At 66.5% G+C, this 15,387-nt stretch carries 17 protein-coding genes; 11 read left to right on the plus strand and 6 right to left on the minus strand.

Annotated elements, in window-relative coordinates:
* The gene (locus NCW75_12635; protein UYV12136.1) at window positions 1–2,001 is read right to left on the minus strand and encodes a hypothetical protein; all 2,001 of its coding nucleotides are present in this window, start codon (window positions 1,999–2,001) and stop codon (window positions 1–3) included.
* Between NCW75_12635 and NCW75_12640 the strand changes: the two genes are divergently transcribed.
* Window positions 1,994–2,206 carry a hypothetical protein gene (locus NCW75_12640; protein UYV12137.1) on the plus strand — a complete coding sequence of 71 codons (213 nt, stop codon included), beginning with the start codon at window positions 1,994–1,996 and terminating at the stop codon, window positions 2,204–2,206. The genes NCW75_12635 and NCW75_12640 overlap by 8 nt on opposite strands.
* 168 nt (window positions 2,207–2,374) lie before the next feature.
* Here NCW75_12640 and NCW75_12645 read toward each other — a convergent pair whose 3' ends face one another.
* The 3 genes from NCW75_12645 to acpP all read right to left on the minus strand — a co-directional run bounded on the left by NCW75_12645 (window position 2,375) and on the right by acpP (window position 4,231).
* A complete protein-coding gene (locus NCW75_12645; protein ID UYV12138.1) occupies window positions 2,375–2,644 on the minus strand; it encodes a FliM/FliN family flagellar motor C-terminal domain-containing protein in 270 nt (89 codons plus the stop codon).
* A gap of 71 nt (window positions 2,645–2,715) precedes the next feature.
* Window positions 2,716–3,999 (minus strand): beta-ketoacyl-ACP synthase II, encoded by a 1,284-nt coding sequence (gene fabF / locus NCW75_12650; GenBank protein ID UYV12139.1) that lies wholly within the window; start codon window positions 3,997–3,999, stop codon window positions 2,716–2,718.
* Window positions 4,000–4,033: 34 nt separating this feature from the next.
* Window positions 4,034–4,231, minus strand: coding sequence for an acyl carrier protein (acpP, locus tag NCW75_12655; GenBank protein UYV14197.1), 198 nt, complete (start codon window positions 4,229–4,231; stop codon window positions 4,034–4,036).
* Window positions 4,232–4,698: 467 nt separating this feature from the next.
* Between acpP and NCW75_12660 the strand changes: the two genes are divergently transcribed.
* The 10 genes from NCW75_12660 to glsA all read left to right on the plus strand — a co-directional run bounded on the left by NCW75_12660 (window position 4,699) and on the right by glsA (window position 13,428).
* A complete protein-coding gene (locus NCW75_12660) occupies window positions 4,699–5,499 on the plus strand; it encodes a DUF1444 family protein (protein UYV12140.1) in 801 nt (266 codons plus the stop codon).
* A gap of 124 nt (window positions 5,500–5,623) precedes the next feature.
* Window positions 5,624–6,322, plus strand: coding sequence for an aminodeoxychorismate/anthranilate synthase component II (locus tag NCW75_12665; GenBank protein ID UYV12141.1), 699 nt, complete (start codon window positions 5,624–5,626; stop codon window positions 6,320–6,322).
* Window positions 6,323–6,357: 35 nt separating this feature from the next.
* The gene (locus tag NCW75_12670; protein ID UYV12142.1) at window positions 6,358–6,744 is read left to right on the plus strand and encodes a hypothetical protein; all 387 of its coding nucleotides are present in this window, start codon (window positions 6,358–6,360) and stop codon (window positions 6,742–6,744) included.
* An 83-nt stretch (window positions 6,745–6,827) separates the two neighbouring features.
* Window positions 6,828–8,345 (plus strand): efflux RND transporter periplasmic adaptor subunit, encoded by a 1,518-nt coding sequence (locus NCW75_12675; GenBank protein UYV12143.1) that lies wholly within the window; start codon window positions 6,828–6,830, stop codon window positions 8,343–8,345.
* Window positions 8,342–9,046, plus strand: coding sequence for an ABC transporter ATP-binding protein (locus tag NCW75_12680; GenBank protein UYV12144.1), 705 nt, complete (start codon window positions 8,342–8,344; stop codon window positions 9,044–9,046). The genes NCW75_12675 and NCW75_12680 overlap by 4 nt, the downstream gene beginning before the upstream one ends.
* Window positions 9,043–10,194 (plus strand): ABC transporter permease, encoded by a 1,152-nt coding sequence (locus tag NCW75_12685; protein ID UYV12145.1) that lies wholly within the window; start codon window positions 9,043–9,045, stop codon window positions 10,192–10,194. The genes NCW75_12680 and NCW75_12685 overlap by 4 nt, the downstream gene beginning before the upstream one ends.
* Before the next feature lie 11 nt (window positions 10,195–10,205).
* Window positions 10,206–10,601, plus strand: a complete 396-nt coding sequence (locus NCW75_12690) for a hypothetical protein (GenBank protein ID UYV12146.1) — start codon at window positions 10,206–10,208, stop codon at window positions 10,599–10,601.
* Window positions 10,598–11,776 (plus strand): ABC transporter permease, encoded by a 1,179-nt coding sequence (locus tag NCW75_12695; protein UYV12147.1) that lies wholly within the window; start codon window positions 10,598–10,600, stop codon window positions 11,774–11,776. Before NCW75_12690 ends, NCW75_12695 begins: the two co-directional genes overlap by 4 nt.
* A 31-nt stretch (window positions 11,777–11,807) precedes the next feature.
* Window positions 11,808–12,350, plus strand: a complete 543-nt coding sequence (locus NCW75_12700) for a hypothetical protein (GenBank protein UYV12148.1) — start codon at window positions 11,808–11,810, stop codon at window positions 12,348–12,350.
* 13 nt (window positions 12,351–12,363) lie between these two features.
* On the plus strand, window positions 12,364–13,428 hold the full coding sequence (gene glsA, locus NCW75_12705; GenBank protein ID UYV12149.1) for a glutaminase A: 1,065 nt from the start codon (window positions 12,364–12,366) through the stop codon (window positions 13,426–13,428).
* A gap of 23 nt (window positions 13,429–13,451) precedes the next feature.
* On the opposite strand, the gene xerC is transcribed toward glsA, so the two are convergent.
* Together xerC and NCW75_12715 are read right to left on the minus strand one after the other, a co-directional pair.
* Window positions 13,452–14,453: a tyrosine recombinase XerC gene (gene xerC, locus NCW75_12710; protein UYV12150.1), complete on the minus strand. Its 1,002-nt coding sequence runs from the start codon at window positions 14,451–14,453 to the stop codon at window positions 13,452–13,454.
* Between the two features lie 157 nt (window positions 14,454–14,610).
* The gene (locus NCW75_12715; GenBank protein UYV12151.1) at window positions 14,611–15,366 is read right to left on the minus strand and encodes a hypothetical protein; all 756 of its coding nucleotides are present in this window, start codon (window positions 15,364–15,366) and stop codon (window positions 14,611–14,613) included.
* Between the last annotated feature and the right edge of the window lie 21 nt (window positions 15,367–15,387).

The following is a 15,387-nucleotide window of genomic DNA, read 5'->3' on the forward strand; positions in this document are numbered from 1 at the left end:
TTACTCGCAGCCAGCATCAAATTCATTCTGGAACGCCAGGAAATCGAAGATAGTCAACTCGCCGTCGCCATCAAAATCGGCACTCGGATCACCAGCGTCAAACTGATTCTGGAATGCCAGGAAGTCGAAGATCGTCAAGGCGCCATCGCCGTCGAGGTCGGCCCGGCACGAACCTCCAACGAGGATGACGTCCACGCCTTCGCTGTATGCCGATACCAGGATGTTGCCGGCGGCATCGACCGCCAAGTGCTCGATCTGGTGGTGCGAGATCGGCGTTTCATAGGCCATGTACCGTGTCCATGTCATGCCATCGAAACTCGCGACACCACCATACACGGGAGCGGGAGTCGTCCTACGCGCCCCAACCCAGATGAGCCCATCATGGCCGATGACCACGCCCGTCACGTTGTTAGCAGGGATATCCGAATTGGTCTCGTCGTAGATGGTACCGTCGACACCGTCCCATTGCACGAGTCCATCGCCCGTGCCGATCCACTGCGTACCGTCGGCGTCGATGGCGAGCTCGTGAACATGCCCGCTCGTCAGAGGCGCAGGCGAATCCGACCAACTCGTCCCGTCGAAGACTCGCAGCCCGCCACGCCCGCAGGCGTACACGTTTCCAGCATCGTCGGTGACTAGCCTGCCAACTGGAGTGGCCTGTAACGAGTACGTCCAGTCTATCCCGTCGAAGTATGACGCGCCAGTGGGTGAAGACACCCACACCCAGCCGCGGCTATCAACCGCGACGTCCTCAAGGAAGTAATCGTGGATGCCGCTGGTGTCGACATCGAAGACCTCCCACCCCACGCCGTCCCAGCGGCCGAGCCCGCGCCGCGTCGAAACCCACAGGTTGCCAGCATCGTCGCTGTCTGAGCCAGTTACCGGATTAGTTGCGAAAGGCCAGGGCTTGGCGTCTTGGTTGAATCGGTTGAAGCCGTTCCACACCGTACCATCGAACTCGCAGAGCTGCCCGGCCCCGGCGCTGAACCAGTAATGCCCGTTCGGATCAACGTGGATATTATCCACGAAAAAATCGGTCATGCCGGTGTTGTACCCGTTGTACGCCGGGGAGATCTCGAAACCATCCAGCCAATGGCTGGTAAAGCGACCGATGATGAGCGGACGGCCACCGTCATCGAAGGCAATGGCCTCAACATAGTCGTCGATGTCCGTCCGGGGCGTCCACACGCCGTCGTAGGCGTACACATCGCCGCCGCCGGTACCCGCCCACACACGGTCATCCGCACCAACAGACAAGGTGGACGCGTTCACACCGATCAGATCGCGCGTCCACACGCCGCCCTCGTACATCCACACGCCGTTGCTCGAGGCGACCCACACGCGGCCGGTACTGTCGGCCACGGGATGGTCGAACCGCCCAAAGCTCGTGGGCGAGTGCAGTGTCCAACTCGTGCCGTCGTAGCTGCCGATGCCGGTGCTGCTGCCGTGCGTAGCCCACACGTTGCCAGAGGCGTCGACCGCGATGCCGCTAATGTTGTCCGAGAACGTCCAAGGCAACCCGCTCGCGCTTGTGAAGACCTCCCATCTGTCGCCGTCATAGTGTGCGACGCCGCCATCGACGCGACCGGTTGCGCTCAGGGCCACCCACACGTCCCCGTCGGGAGCGACCGCGATCGATCGTGCCTCGTTCGTCGGGAAAGGAGCTCTTGTCTGGTTGAAGAGCGTCCATTCGGCCCCGTCGAAACGGACAACGCCAGCCTCGGTCGCCAGCCAGGCAACGTCGCCATCGAACGCGATGTCATAGACCCACTGGCTGGGCATGGGCGAGTTTACGTTGGCGTAGGTTTGCCATGACGTGCCATCGAACACGCCAACCCCGCCCTCACCCCAGAACGGCCAGCGGGCCGAAACCCACAACCGCCCATCCGGCCCATACCCTCCGGTCACCATCGTCTCGCCCGGGATGCCCGTCGTGGAAGGCCGCAAGTGGTCAAACTCGACCGTCTGGGCCAGCGCCGCCCCCGCCACGAGTGTGCTCAACGCCAAGGTGTATGAAGCCGAAAGCATGATGATCTCTCCCGGCACCCGCATGGTGCCGTTATGTGATTGGTCCGAGAAGCGCCGCCAGCGTCCGACCGCTTTCATTGCCGTGGTCCAGGCACATACAAGCGCAGGTCATCCGACGGCACTGGCGTTGCAACCAGCGTACCGGAAAATTGATGGCTGGTATAGTTTCCTGACGTGACTTCTCGACTTGTCACGGCCATCACTGGCCATCTCTTAGCCGTTGGTGGCCGCATGACACCCCACGCGCCGCCGCAAGCGAAACCAGTGCCTCGCCTGCTGCTACGAACTTGGTAGTGGTGTCGTGCGGCGCCCCAAATGCGGGGTCTGTCAGAAACCGGCGCAAGGGCTACTCGCCCCCCAGCGCCTCCACCCGCGTCTCCTGGCTGCCGATCGACGCGATCCGCAGCCCGAAGTTCTCGCCCACCTTCACGGCCGTGCCCGAGCCCACGTCGCGGTTGTTGATCCGCAGGGCCAGATCGTCGTCGGCGGTCTTGGCGACCTCCAGGATCGACCCCGGCCGCAGCCCCAGCACCTCGCCCACGGTCAGCGTGCGCTCGGCCAGCACCACCACCACGGGCACTTCCAGGCTCAGGATGCTCTTGACGTCTCGGGGCACGCACAGGCCATCGGCCCGCCGGACCGGCCAACTTGAGCGCCACGGGGTTGGGGGGCGGGCTGGAAGGGGCGTCAGCCGTCGTAGCGGCCGGCGATGAGGCTCACGTTGTGCCCACCGAAGCCGAACGTGTTGTTCATGGCGTACTTGATGGGCGTCTTGCGGGCCTCGTTGGGCACCAGATCGATGTCGAACCCCTCCTCGGGGTTGTCCAGATTGATCGTGGGCGGCACCAGCCCCTCGCGAAGGGCATGGATGCAGCCGATGAGTTCCACCGCGCCAGAGGCGCCCAGGGCGTGCCCATGCACACTCTTGGTCGAGCTCATGAGCAGCGGGCCGCCCTTGCTCTTGCGGGCGTGGTCGCCGAAGACTTCCAGCACCGCCGCCACCTCGGCGCTGTCGCCCAGGGGCGTGCTGGTGCCGTGGGCGTTGATGTAACCAATGTCGCTGGGCTTCAGCCCGGCGTCCTCCAGAGCCCAGGTCATGGCCTGCCGAGCGCCCCGGCCGGCCTCGTCTGGCGCGGTAATGTGGTAGGCATCGGCGCTGGCCGCCCAGCCCGAGAGTTCGGCAAGGATCGTCGCACCACGGGCCTTGGCGTGGGCCTCGGTCTCGAGCACGAACGCCGCCGCGCCCTCGGCCAGCACGAATCCATCGCGGCCGGCGTCGAAGGGCCGGCTGGCCTTGGCGGGTTCCTTGTTGCCGCTCAGGGCCTTCATGGCCTGGAACGCGCCCACGCACAGGGGCGTGATGGCCGCCTCGGTGCCGCCGGCGATCATCACGTCGGTCCGGCCGCGCCGCATGGTCTCGAGCGCCTCGCCGATGGCGTTGCCCGAGCTCGCACACGCGGTGGCCATCGCCGTTGCCGGCCCGCGGAGGCCGTAGGAGATCGAAACATTGCCCGCGGTGGCGTTCACCATGAGCTTGGGCACGGTCAGCGGGCCCAGCCGCTTCGGGCCGCGTTCGAGCAGGATGGAATGGCCGTCCTCGATGGTCGAGATGCCGCCCACGCCGGTGCCGAACGCCACGCCGGCCCGCTCGGGCTCCATGGCCGAGAAGTCGATGCCGGACATCTTGATGGCCTGGGAGACGGCGGCCATGCCGAACTGGGCCGAGCGGTCGAGCCGCTTGGCCTCGCGCGGGTCGAGGTGTTCGCCCGCCTTCCAGTCCTTCACCTGGCCCGCGACGTGGGCGCTCCACTGGCCCTCGAAGCGGGCGAACTCATCGCCCTCGAGCGGGGTGATGCCCGAGACGCCGTCGCGCATGGCCGCCCACGCCGACTGGGGATCCGGCCCCATGCACGTGATGGCCCCGACGCCGGTGATGACGATCTTCTGCTGGTTCGTGGCGTGGCTCCCCATGGAGGGCCCGCCGGCGGACAAACCGCCGGTGGGGTCACTCGACGCCGTGCGCCTGCTTGATGAACTCGATGGCCTGGCCGACGGTCTTGATCTGCTCGGCCTGCTCGTCGGGGATGGAGGTCTCGAACTCGTCCTCGAACTCCATCACCAGCTCGACCGTGTCGAGGCTATCGGCGTTCAGATCATCCACGAAGCTCGTCTCGCGGCTGATCTTCTCTTTTTCGGCGTGCATCTGCTCGGCGACGATATCGATCACCTTCGACTCGATTTCAGCTTCGGTCACCTGTAAGCCTCCAGTCCCCGGGGGTCGAACGCCCCCATGTGGCACCCCAGCGCGACGGGCGAGGGGAAGTCTGTTCACCCGGTTGGGCCCGCCCGCCGCCAGCAGCGGAAGGCCGAGACCCGTTCGGGTGGCGCGATTCTACCCGCAGGCGGCCCCCCGGGGCAATGGGGGCCGGATCGAACCTGCGAACCACCGAGCCCGGACCCGTTGCCCAGCGGGCTCGCCGGGGTCCGTCCGCCGGTTCTCGGGCATCGGGCTGTAGGGATTGCACTGGCCGGTGGGGCCCTGCCGGATAAACCTCGCCCGCTTGCACCTGTGCGGCTTGGGAGGCCCCTCCAGATCCCCGATCCCCCACAGGTCGCCGGTTGGTGTCGGTGGCGTGGACGGTGCCGGTCGAATCGAGGAAGCCGGGGGAAATGACCATGATGCCAGATAACCCGACCGAGTTCAGCCAGGAAGTCGCCCAGATCCTGCGCCGCCTCCAGCCCGAGCTGACGATCGACTCGATCCGCGAGGACGAGCTGGTCATCGCCGGCCGCCGGCTCGACCTGATCAACCTCTACCGCATCGTCCGCCACGACCCCCAGCGGGGCGTCGAGATCGTCGAGCACTACCTCGAGCAGCTCTTCGCCGGCGACCTGATGTACGTCAACGCGATGAATTTTGATATCGCCAAGGCCCGCATCATGCCGCGCATCCAGCCCGAGAGCATCTTCGAGAGCCTCAGCCGCCGCCTGGTGGCCCACACGCCGTTCGTGAACGGCGCCGTGGTGGTCTATGTGCTCGACCTGCCGCAGATGACCGTGAGCATCACCACCGAGCAGCTCGTCCAGTGGAACGTGGACATCGAAGAACTCGAGGACATCGCCCGCGAGAACCTCGACCTGTACGCCCCGGAGATGGACGTGCAACTCGTCGAGAGCCGCGAGGGCGGCATGGCGGCGATCCTTGCAGAGCAAGACGGCTACGACGCCGCCCGCCTGTTGCTTGGCAAGCTGCACCCGCGGCTGGCCCCCTCGCTGGGCGGCGACTTCCTGGTGGCCATTCCCGCCCGTGACATGTTCGTGGCCCTCTCGCGCGAGCCGGCCGAGTTCGTCAATCGCATCCAGGACCGCGTGCGCCAGGACTACGAGCGGCTGCCGTACCCGATCACCGACCAGTTGTTCTATGTGACCCGAGATGGTGTAGCGGGGACGGTGGATAGCAAGGCGGCGTAGGCGGAAAGAGAGAGGCATCAGGCACTGGGCATCAGGCACAAGGGCAAGAGCCTTTGGTCGCCAACTTCTTGCTCTTCTCTAATGCCTAGTGCCCGATGCCCGATGCCTCCTCTACTCTTCCCCCTTGATCCTCCTCATCGACAACTACGACTCGTTCACCTGGAACCTCGTCCAACGCCTGGGCGAGGCCGCCCTCGTGCGCGGTGAAGCCCTCGAGCCCGGCGTTGGCCTCGTCGTCGCCCGCAACGACGAGATCACCCCTGGCGAGGCAATCGCCCTCAACCCAACGGGCATCGTCATCAGCCCCGGCCCCTGCACCCCTGCCGAGGCCGGTGTGTCGGCCGCCATCATCGAACGCTTCGCCGGAGTCGTGCCCGTGCTGGGCGTCTGCTTGGGCTGCCAGGTGATGGCCCAGATGCACGGCCTGCCCGTCACCCGCCACGCCGTTCCGGTGCATGGCCGCGCGAGCATCGTCACCCACGACGGCCAAGGTGTGCTAGCCAACCTGCCCAGCCCGATGGAGGCCGCCCGCTACCACTCGCTGGTCGTCACCGGCGAGATTCCCGAGCCATCACCCGATCGCGATGGCTGGGCCATCACCGCCCGGACCGACGAGCCGACACCCAACGGCGGCACCCGCCGCGTACTCATGGGCCTGCGGCGAATCTGGGCAGACGGCACCAAGGCCCCGCTCGAGGGCGTGCAATTCCATCCCGAGAGTTATCTGACCCCCCACGGTTCGGCCTTACTGGACAACTTCTTGAGCATGATCGATCAATACCAAGCCAATCGATCGAAGGCCAGAGTTTTACCGATGAAATAGCGGGAACAAAGCCGCGTCCTCGAGGTATACTCCCAATGGTGACCCCGATCCGCGCCATCGTGTTGCTGGTGTCCCTGGCCGTTCTGCTGGCCGGGCCGGTGTCGTCGTTCGCGGCCACCGGCGACTGCTGCTGCACCCAAGCTGCAACACAGGCCGATGCCGGCGCAACCGACGCCTGCTGCGAGGTGCCGGGCGATCGGCCCGAGCACCAAGACTCGCGCGACGATGACACGCCGAGCGAGTGCCCGAGCGAGTGCGACACGTGCGTGTCGTGTTCGGTCATGAGCCAGCCCGTGCAACTGAGCCGGCCCACGATGGGCCTCGAACTTCCCGATTCGCAACCCGACGCGTTCACGGCAATCGAACCGCAGAGCCACGCGATCGAGCCCCACTTCTCGCTGCTGCGTCCCCCGCGAAGCTGAGCGTCCGCACCCGTGTTGCGCGCCCGTCTTGAGATGGTGCGCGCCCTGGTCCATGCGCATCACTCAGCCGCGGAGCAACCGCAATGCACTCGAAAGCACTCCTTGGGCGCATCCCGCCCTCCACCGCCGTCGCCGCGGGCGTCGCCATCATTCTGACGGGGGTGGTCGTCTGGACCGCCGGCGTGAGCTTCACCCCCGCCACTCCGGTGCGCGTTGCGCCGGTAGTGTTCGAGGCGTCCGCCGTCGAGACACAGGAAGCCGAACCGGGCGAACGCCAGCCCGCCGGCCAGGCCATCCAGGCCCCAGGCTGGCTCGAGGCCGCCCCCTACTACACCGCCGCCACCGCGCTGACCGACGGCGTGGTGGCCGAGGTGCTGGTGCTCGAGGGGCAGACCGTCGAGAAGGGCCAGCCCCTGGCACGCCTGGTGCCCGACGACGCGCACATCTCACTCGCCGCCGCCGAGGCCAACCTCACCAGCGCCCAAGCCGAACTGGCGGTCGCGCAAGCCAACCTTCGTGCCGCCGAGACCGACTGGAACAACCCCATCGAGCGCGAGCGGGCCGTGGCCGCGACCAAGGCCGCGCTGGCGGAAACCGAGGCCAACCTCACCCAACTCCCCGCCGTCACCGAGACGCAGCGGGCGATGGCCAAGCAGCTGCAGGCCGAGCTCGACCGCGCCAGCCGCGCGCAGCGGGGCGGCGCTGCGAACGAATTGGAAGTGATCGTGCTCACCCAGCGTGTGGCCGGCCAGCTAGCCACGGTTACCGCGACCGAGCAGCGGCAGGCCATCCTCGAAGCCCAGCGCGACCGCCTGCGGGCCGAGGTGCACGCCGCCGGGCGCAACTTCGAGCTCCGTATCGATGAGCAGCGCAGCCTCGACCTCTCGCGCGCCCACGAGCAGCGCGCCCGAGCCGCCGTCGCGATGGCCCAGGCCAAGCTCGACGAGGCCCAGCTCCGCGTCGACCGCCTGACCATCACCGCTCCCATCACCGGGGCCGTGCAGAAACGCCTGAAAGTGCCCGGCGACAAGATCATGCTGGCCATGGACGAGGCCCACTCCGCGCATGTCGTTCACTTGTACGACCCCGCCAAGCTCCAGGTCCGCGTCGACGTGCCATTGGCCGACGCGCGGCACATGTTCGAGGGCCAGCGGTGCGAGGTTATCGTCGAGGTGCTGCCCGACCAGACGTTCGAGGGCGTGGTCGACCGCATCACCTACGAGGCCGACCTGCAAAAGAACACGTTGCAGGCCAAGGTGCGCGTGATCGACCCCTCGCCCCTGCTGCGGCCCGAGATGCTCACGCGCGTGAAGTTCCTGCCGCGAGGCGGGGGCGGGCAGGAAGCCCCCGCATTGGGCGACACCGCCATGCTCGTGCCCAGCAGCGCCATCGACAACGGCCGCGTCTGGGTCGTTCGGAGTCGTCGCGGCGATACGGGCAAGGCTTTCGCACAGGGCATCGAGATCATCGAAGACCTCGGCGAGTACGCCCGCGTGCGCGGCAAGCTGCGATCGGGAGACCTGCTCGCGCTGAACGCCACCAACCTCAACGACGGCGCCCGAGTGCGCATCTCTACCGACAGCAAGGACGGCACCCCATGACACTCATCAAGTGCGAACAACTCACCCGCGAGTTCAAGAAGGGCGAGGAGATCATCCGCCCGCTCGACGGTCTCGACCTCGAAGTCCCCGCCGGCGAGTTCATGGCCCTCATGGGCCCCAGCGGCAGCGGCAAGACCACGCTGCTGAACCTCATCGCCGGCATCGACAAGCCCACCAGCGGCAAGCTCATCATCGACGGTGTGAACATCGCCGAGCTCAGCCGCAACAAGCTGGCCGCCTGGCGCTCCGACAACGTCGGCTACGTCTTCCAGCTCTACAACCTCGTGCCGGTGCTCACGGCCTTCGAGAACGTCGAGCTGCCCCTGCTGCTGCACAAGCTCACCCGCGCCGAGCGGCGCGAGCGTGTGCAGAAGGCGCTTGAAGACGTGGGCATCGCCGACCGAAGCGACCACTTCCCCCGCCAGCTCTCGGGCGGGCAGGAGCAGCGCGTGGCCATCGCCCGCGCGATCGTGACCGACCCGACCATCCTGGTGGCCGACGAGCCCACGGGCGACCTGGACAAATCGTCGGCCAAGTCGATCATGGAACTGCTCAGCAGCCTGAATCGGGATCAGGGCAAGACCATCGTGATGGTGACCCACGATCCGGGCACCACCGACTACGCAACACGCACGCTGCACCTGGACACCGGAAAGCTCGCCCGCGACCACGCGCACCAAACGGAAGAGGTGCTCGCATGAACCCCCTCAAGTTTGTCCCTTATATCGCAAAGCAAGCCTGGCGCCACCGCGTGCGCTCGGGCCTCACGCTCATGGGCATCGCCATCGCCATGTTCCTGTTCACCGCCGTCCAGGCCATGCGCACCGGCGTCGAGGCCGCAACGACCGCAACCGCCAACGACACCACGCTGGTCGTCTACCGCAAGGACCGCTTCTGCCCGGTCACCAGCGAGCTGCCCCAGGACTACCAACGCCGCATCGAGTCGATCCCCGGCGTTGTGTCGGCCATCCCCATGAAGGTCGTCGTCAGCAACTGCCGAACAAGCCTGGACGTGGTCACCTTCCGCGGCGTGCCCAAAGACGACTTCATCGCCAGCCGCGGCGACAAGTTCGAGGTCATCGACGGCAGCCTCGAAGACTGGAAACGCCGCACCGACGCCGCGCTGCTTGGCGAAACCCTCGCCACCCGGCGAGGCCTCAAGGCCGGGCAGACCTTCGACGCCGCGGGCATCACCGCCTACGTCGCCGGCGTCATTCGCTCGAAGGACCCCCAGGACCACAACGTCGCCTACACCGCGCTCGAGTTCGTGCAGCTCGCCGGGCGAGACCGGCTTGGCATCGTCACGCAGTTCAACGTAAAGGTCGAAGACGCGAGCATGCTCGACGGCGTGGCCGAGGCCATCGACGATGAGTTCCGCCGCGCGCAAGACCCAACCCAGACCTTCGGCGAGAAGGCCTTCGTCGCGCGCATCGCCGACGACATCGTCGAGCTGGTGGGCTTCGCCAACTGGCTGGGCATCGGCGCCCTCATCGCCGTGCTGGCGTTGGTGGGTAATGCCATCATCCTGAGCGTCCAGAGCCGCATCGCCGAGCACGCCGTGCTGCAAACGCTGGGCTTCAACGGCCGCCTGGTCGCGATGCTCATCGTGGCCGAGGGCGTGCTGCTGTCGCTCATCGGCGGCGTGCTGGGCGCGGCCGCCGCGATGCTCGTGGCCCGCTTCGGCAGCTTCGCCTTGTCGGTCGAGGGCCAATCCATCCCCATCACCGCGGGCTGGCGGGTGCTGGCCATCGGCGTGCTGGTGTGCGTGGCGCTGGGCGTATTGGCGGGCCTCGTGCCCGCGTGGCAGGCCTCGCGCCGCGAGATCGCTACGTGCTTCCGGGCCGTCTAAGTAGGAAAGCCATGAAACTCGTACAAATTCTCAGCATCTCGCTCACGCTGGCCTTCCTTGTCGCGTGCTCTGAGCCGGAGACTCCCAAGATGACCGTTCAATATCCCATGACACTCGAACTGGTCGGCTTCGACGGCTGTCCAAACACGCCTTCGCTGCGCCAAGAGCTCTTCAATGCTCTCGAACTCGGCGGCTGGAGCACACAATTCGAAGACATCGACCTTACACAATTGAATGAGGACGATCCCCGCCGTCGGTTCGCGGCCCCCTCGATCTTGGTCGACTCCAAGGACCTCTTTGGAGAACTCCCTTCGGCGTCGGGGGAGTTGGGATGCAGGATCTATCAGGACGGGCTCCCCACTGCCGACCAGATCGCAGACCAATTGAGGGGCTTGGTGGGCAGTTGAAACTACGACAACTCCCATTCGAGTACGCCTACCGGAACCTCGGCCGCAGCCGCATGCGCATGCTGGCCAGCATCATCGGCGCCACGCTCGTGGTGCTGCTCGTGCTGTCGGCCGCCGGCTTTGTGCGCGGCATGCAGCTGACCCTGACCCAAAGCGAAGGCCTGCACGAGAACGTCATCATCATGAGCACCGGCAGCGAGGAGGCCCTCGAGCGCAGCCAGATCGACGCCTCCACAGCGGGCCAGGCCATCGCCAGCATCCCGGGGTTGGCCGAGCGCGGCGGGGTCACCTACGCCTCGCCCGAGATCAATATCGCTCTGCCCGTCAACACCGACGCGAGCGACACCACGCCCCGCCAGGCCGTCATCCGCGGCGTGCGTCCGGTCGCGTTCCTGGTCCACAGCGAGGTCGAGATCGTCGAGGGCCGCCAGCCCAGGGCCGGCCAGGACGAGATCATCGTCGGCTCGCTCGCCGCCACGCGCCTAGGCCTGCCCGACGAACGCCTCGCCGTCGGCAAGACCCTGCACTTCGACAACCGCGATTGGTCGATCGTCGGCCGATTCCGTGCGTCCAACACCGTGATGGACGCCGAGATCTGGATGCCCATCATCGACCTGCAGGTGGCCACCAAGCGCGAGGCCACGCTCTCGGCCGTCGTGGTGAGCCTCGACACCGCACGCTTCTCCGAGGTGGACCTCTTCGCCAAGGGCCGGCTCGACCTGGAGATCACCGCCATGCGCGAGGCGGACTACTACGCCTCGATCGCCGCGTTCTACCGCCCCATCCGCATCATGGTCATCGTCACCGCCTCGCTCATCGCGCTGGGCGGGCTGCTCGGCGGGCTCAACACCATGTACGCGTCCTTCGCAGCCCGCGTGCGCGAGATCGGCACGCTGCAGTCGTTCGGCTTCACGCGCCTGGCCATCGTCACCAGCCTCAGCGAAGAATCGCTCTTCGCCGCCGCCATCGGCACCATCTTCGGTGCCATCCTGGGCCTATTGCTTCTCGATGGCCTGGCCGTCAAGTTCTCGATGGGCGCCTTCGCGCTCACGCTCGACGCCCCGGTCATGCTCTCCGGGCTCGCCGGCGGCGTGCTCGTTGGCCTCGTCGGCGCAATCCCACCGGCGATCCGTTGTTTGCGTTTACCCATTCCCCAAGCCCTCAAGATGCACTGAGTATCATCATCCAACCGAAAGGAAACTCCCCATGAGTCTTATCCGCACCATCGCTACCGCGTCCATCGCCGGCCTCGCGTTCGGCGTCGTGGCCTGCCAGGAAGAAGCCGCCCCAACCACGGGTGACTCAACCAGCAGCGCCGCCCCCACCACCGCCAACTGGCAGCTCGCGTCCATGCCCGCCGATGCCCAGGGCGTCAAGGCCATCAAGGACACCGCCGCCGAGGGCGACACCGTCACCGTCCGCGGCATCATCGGCGGCCGCAAGGACGCGCTCAGCACCGACTCGGCCTTCTTCGTGATGGTCGATCCCGGCCTCGAGAACATCTGCACAAGCGAGGACGACCACTGCGCCACGCCCTGGGACTACTGCTGCGCCATGCCCGAGGACGTCCAGGCCAACAGCGCCACCGTCCAGCTCGTCGACGCCGACGGCAACCCGCTCGAGTTCGATCTCTCGGCCCAGGGCGTCTCGCCTTTGGACGAAGTCGTGGTCGTGGGCACCGTCGCCGCCCGGCCGACGCCGCAGGTACTCACGATCCGCGCGACGGGGCTGCACCGCGTGGGCCAGTAGGCCATAATGCCCCATGTCCGACGCCCAAAAGATCATCGCCGCAATTTCCGAATTACATAAGCGCTACGCCGACCTCGATGAGGGCGAACTCGCCGACTACATCCCCGAACTGGCCAACGTCGATCCTTCGCTGTTCTCCATCGCCGTGGTGACCGCCGACGGCCAGGTCTGCTCGGTGGGCGACGACGCGGTGCCCTTTACGATCCAGTCGTCGTCCAAGCCCTTCACCTATGGCCACGCCCTGGGCCTGCACGGCCGCAGCGCCGTGCTGGGCCGCGTGGGCGTCGAGCCCACCGGCGACGCGTTCAACTCGATCATCAAGCTCGACGCGGCCAACCGCCCGCACAACCCGTGCGTGAACAGCGGCGCGATCGCCGTCACCAGCCTGCTTCGCGAGATGGACGCCACCGCAAGCGTCAAGCAACTGCTCGACAGCTTCAACCGTTTCGCCGGCCGCAAGCTCAGCGTCGACCTGCCCGTCTTCACCAGCGAACGCACCCACGGCAACCGCAACCGCGCCATCGCCTATCTCATGCTGCACTTCGGCATGATCGAGGGCGACGTCGACGCCATCCTCGACCTCTACTTCCAGCAATGCGCCATCCAGGTCACCTGCACCGATCTGGCCGCCATGGCGGGCACGCTGGCCAACGGCGGCATCAACCCCCTCACGGGCGAGCGGGCCCTCGACGCCGCCTACGTCCGCGACGTGCTTACCGTCATGCAGACCTGCGGCATGTACGACTACTCCGGACAGTGGGCCTACACCGTGGGCCTGCCGGCCAAGAGCGGCATCTCGGGCGGCATCTTCGCCGTCGTGCCAGGGCGGCTTGGCATCGCGTGCTACTCGCCAAAGGTCGATCACCACGGCCACAGCGTACGGGGGCTGCGCGTGTTCGAGGATCTTTCGCACGAGTTCGGGTTGCACCTCTTCGAGGTCGATCAGCCGGACGAATCGGCCGCCATCGACACGATGTTCGAGAAGCGTGACGCCGAGGACGAGCCCCCCGCGGCCTTGCCCGAGAGCCCAACGGCATACACGCCCGATCGCGGGCGTGCTCCGGAACACTCAGAGTGATGGAGGGCCGAGTCCGAGCGTGCTCAGCTCGCCTCGGCCCGGGGGTGCGCCTTGTCGTAGCTCTCACGCAGACGCTGCCCGCTCAGGTGCGTGTACACCTGTGTGGTGCTCAGCGACTGGTGGCCCAAGAGCGCCTGCACGGCCCGCAGATCGGCGCCGTTGTCCAGCAGGTGTGTGGCAAAGGTGTGCCGCAGCGTGTGCGGGCTGATCGTCGAGTCGAGCCCCACCATGCCAAGGTACTTGTCGAGCTTCCGACGCACCGAGCGGCTGCTCAGACGCTTGCCGTGCTTGTTAATAAACAGCGGAGTCTGGTTGGCCTCGCCCTTCAGGACGCCCGAGAATCGCGGGTCGGTGCGCAGGCGTTCGACGTAACGGCCCATGGTGTCCATGGCGCGCTGGCCCAGCGGCACCAGGCGTTCCTTGTTGCCCTTGCCCTTCACCCGCAGCACCTTCTGCTCGAAGTCGACATCGGCGAAGCTGAGCCCCACGAGCTCGCTCACACGCAACCCCGTGGAGTACAGCGTCTGCAGGATCGCACGATCACGAGTGCCCAGCACATCTTTCTCGTCTGGAGCACTCAAGAGCTGCTCGACCTGCTCGATGGTGATGGCCTTGGGCAGCCGCTTGGTCTGGCGCGGCGTGCGGATCTGGACCATGGGGTTGCTGCTGGCAACCTTGCCCCGCACGGCCCACTTGAAGAACGATCGCAGCGTGGCGATCTTTCGCGCCAGCGTGGCCGCCGAATAGTGGTGCGCGTCCAGGTGCTCCAGGAAGCTGCGGATCAGCTCGCTGTCGGCCTCGCAGATCGCGTCGGTCAGCGTGGGGCCCTCGCCCTTCTGGCCGGCAAGCCGGCGATCGAACGCCGCCTGCTCGGCGGCCACGACGGGCTCGGTCTTGAGGTGGCCGATCAAGAACTCGATGAACTGCTTCAGGTCGGCCCCATAGCACCGGGCGGTGTAGGGGCTGAACTGACGCTCATCGGTCAGGTAGCTGCTGAAAGCGTCGGTGAGCGGCAATGCCGTCATATCTGCACTCCTTCGCACGAGCCCACTGCGGGCCCCTGCCGGCGTTCATCGCGAGGTCCGACTCGCACGCCCGACTTAGAGATATCGGCCAGTTTCGAGGGCGGGTTTCCTCCGCACCAATGTTTCTGGACGACTTTTTGTTCCATATTAATTGGGGTTATCCCCCTATGCCCTCCGAAGGCGGGCCACCAGAGGCCCGATCCCGCGCCAATCGCACCCATTCGCGCTGTAAGAGCAACCCAACGGCCTCGAACGCCACGAATCGTTCATATTCGGGCATGCTCCGCAGGTACCGCTCCCACCGCAACGAAGACACTGCCTCGCTGCGACCCTGGGCATACCGCCGCACCCGCATCTTCACGTCGTGGTCGCGCCCGTCGAGCACGAGCATCACCGAACTGGCCGGCCCGCGGCCCAGGGACCGCTGCGAGCCGAAGTGGTCGTACTCGGTCGGCTGCTCACGGAGTTGCCTGGTGTCGAAGACCAACTCCTCTGCCCCAGCGTTTTCAAGGGCACCCGGCCGGGCGTAGATACCAAGCGCGATGCCCATGACCGGCTCGTACGGGTCGTATGCCGTAACGCTGCCCACGATGACACCGTCGGCACCCAGCGTTCGGGCCAGGCGATCCAGGTCCGCCGGGGTCTCTGGATAGCCCATCCCCATCGCCGCCATCGCGTCCAGTGTGCGATTCAGCGGCAACGCCCGCAGCCCCCGCGCCTGGGTGATGGTCGCCACCAGCGTGTCGCTCACTTCCATGGGATTGACAGCCGACGTCCCACTCTCGTTGCGTAGCGGCACCACCGCCCACACCGGCTCGGCCGGGGTGCTGGCGTACGGCGACAACAATTGCTGCGGCGGACGCAACGGGTCTTGCTTCGCGCAGCCCGCGATGACAACGCAAAGGGCCAGCACCCAACCAAGCCGCGTGCCTAC

It is taken from the genome of Phycisphaera sp. (assembly GCA_025916675.1).
GTDB lineage: Bacteria > Planctomycetota > Phycisphaerae > Phycisphaerales > UBA1924 > JAHCJI01.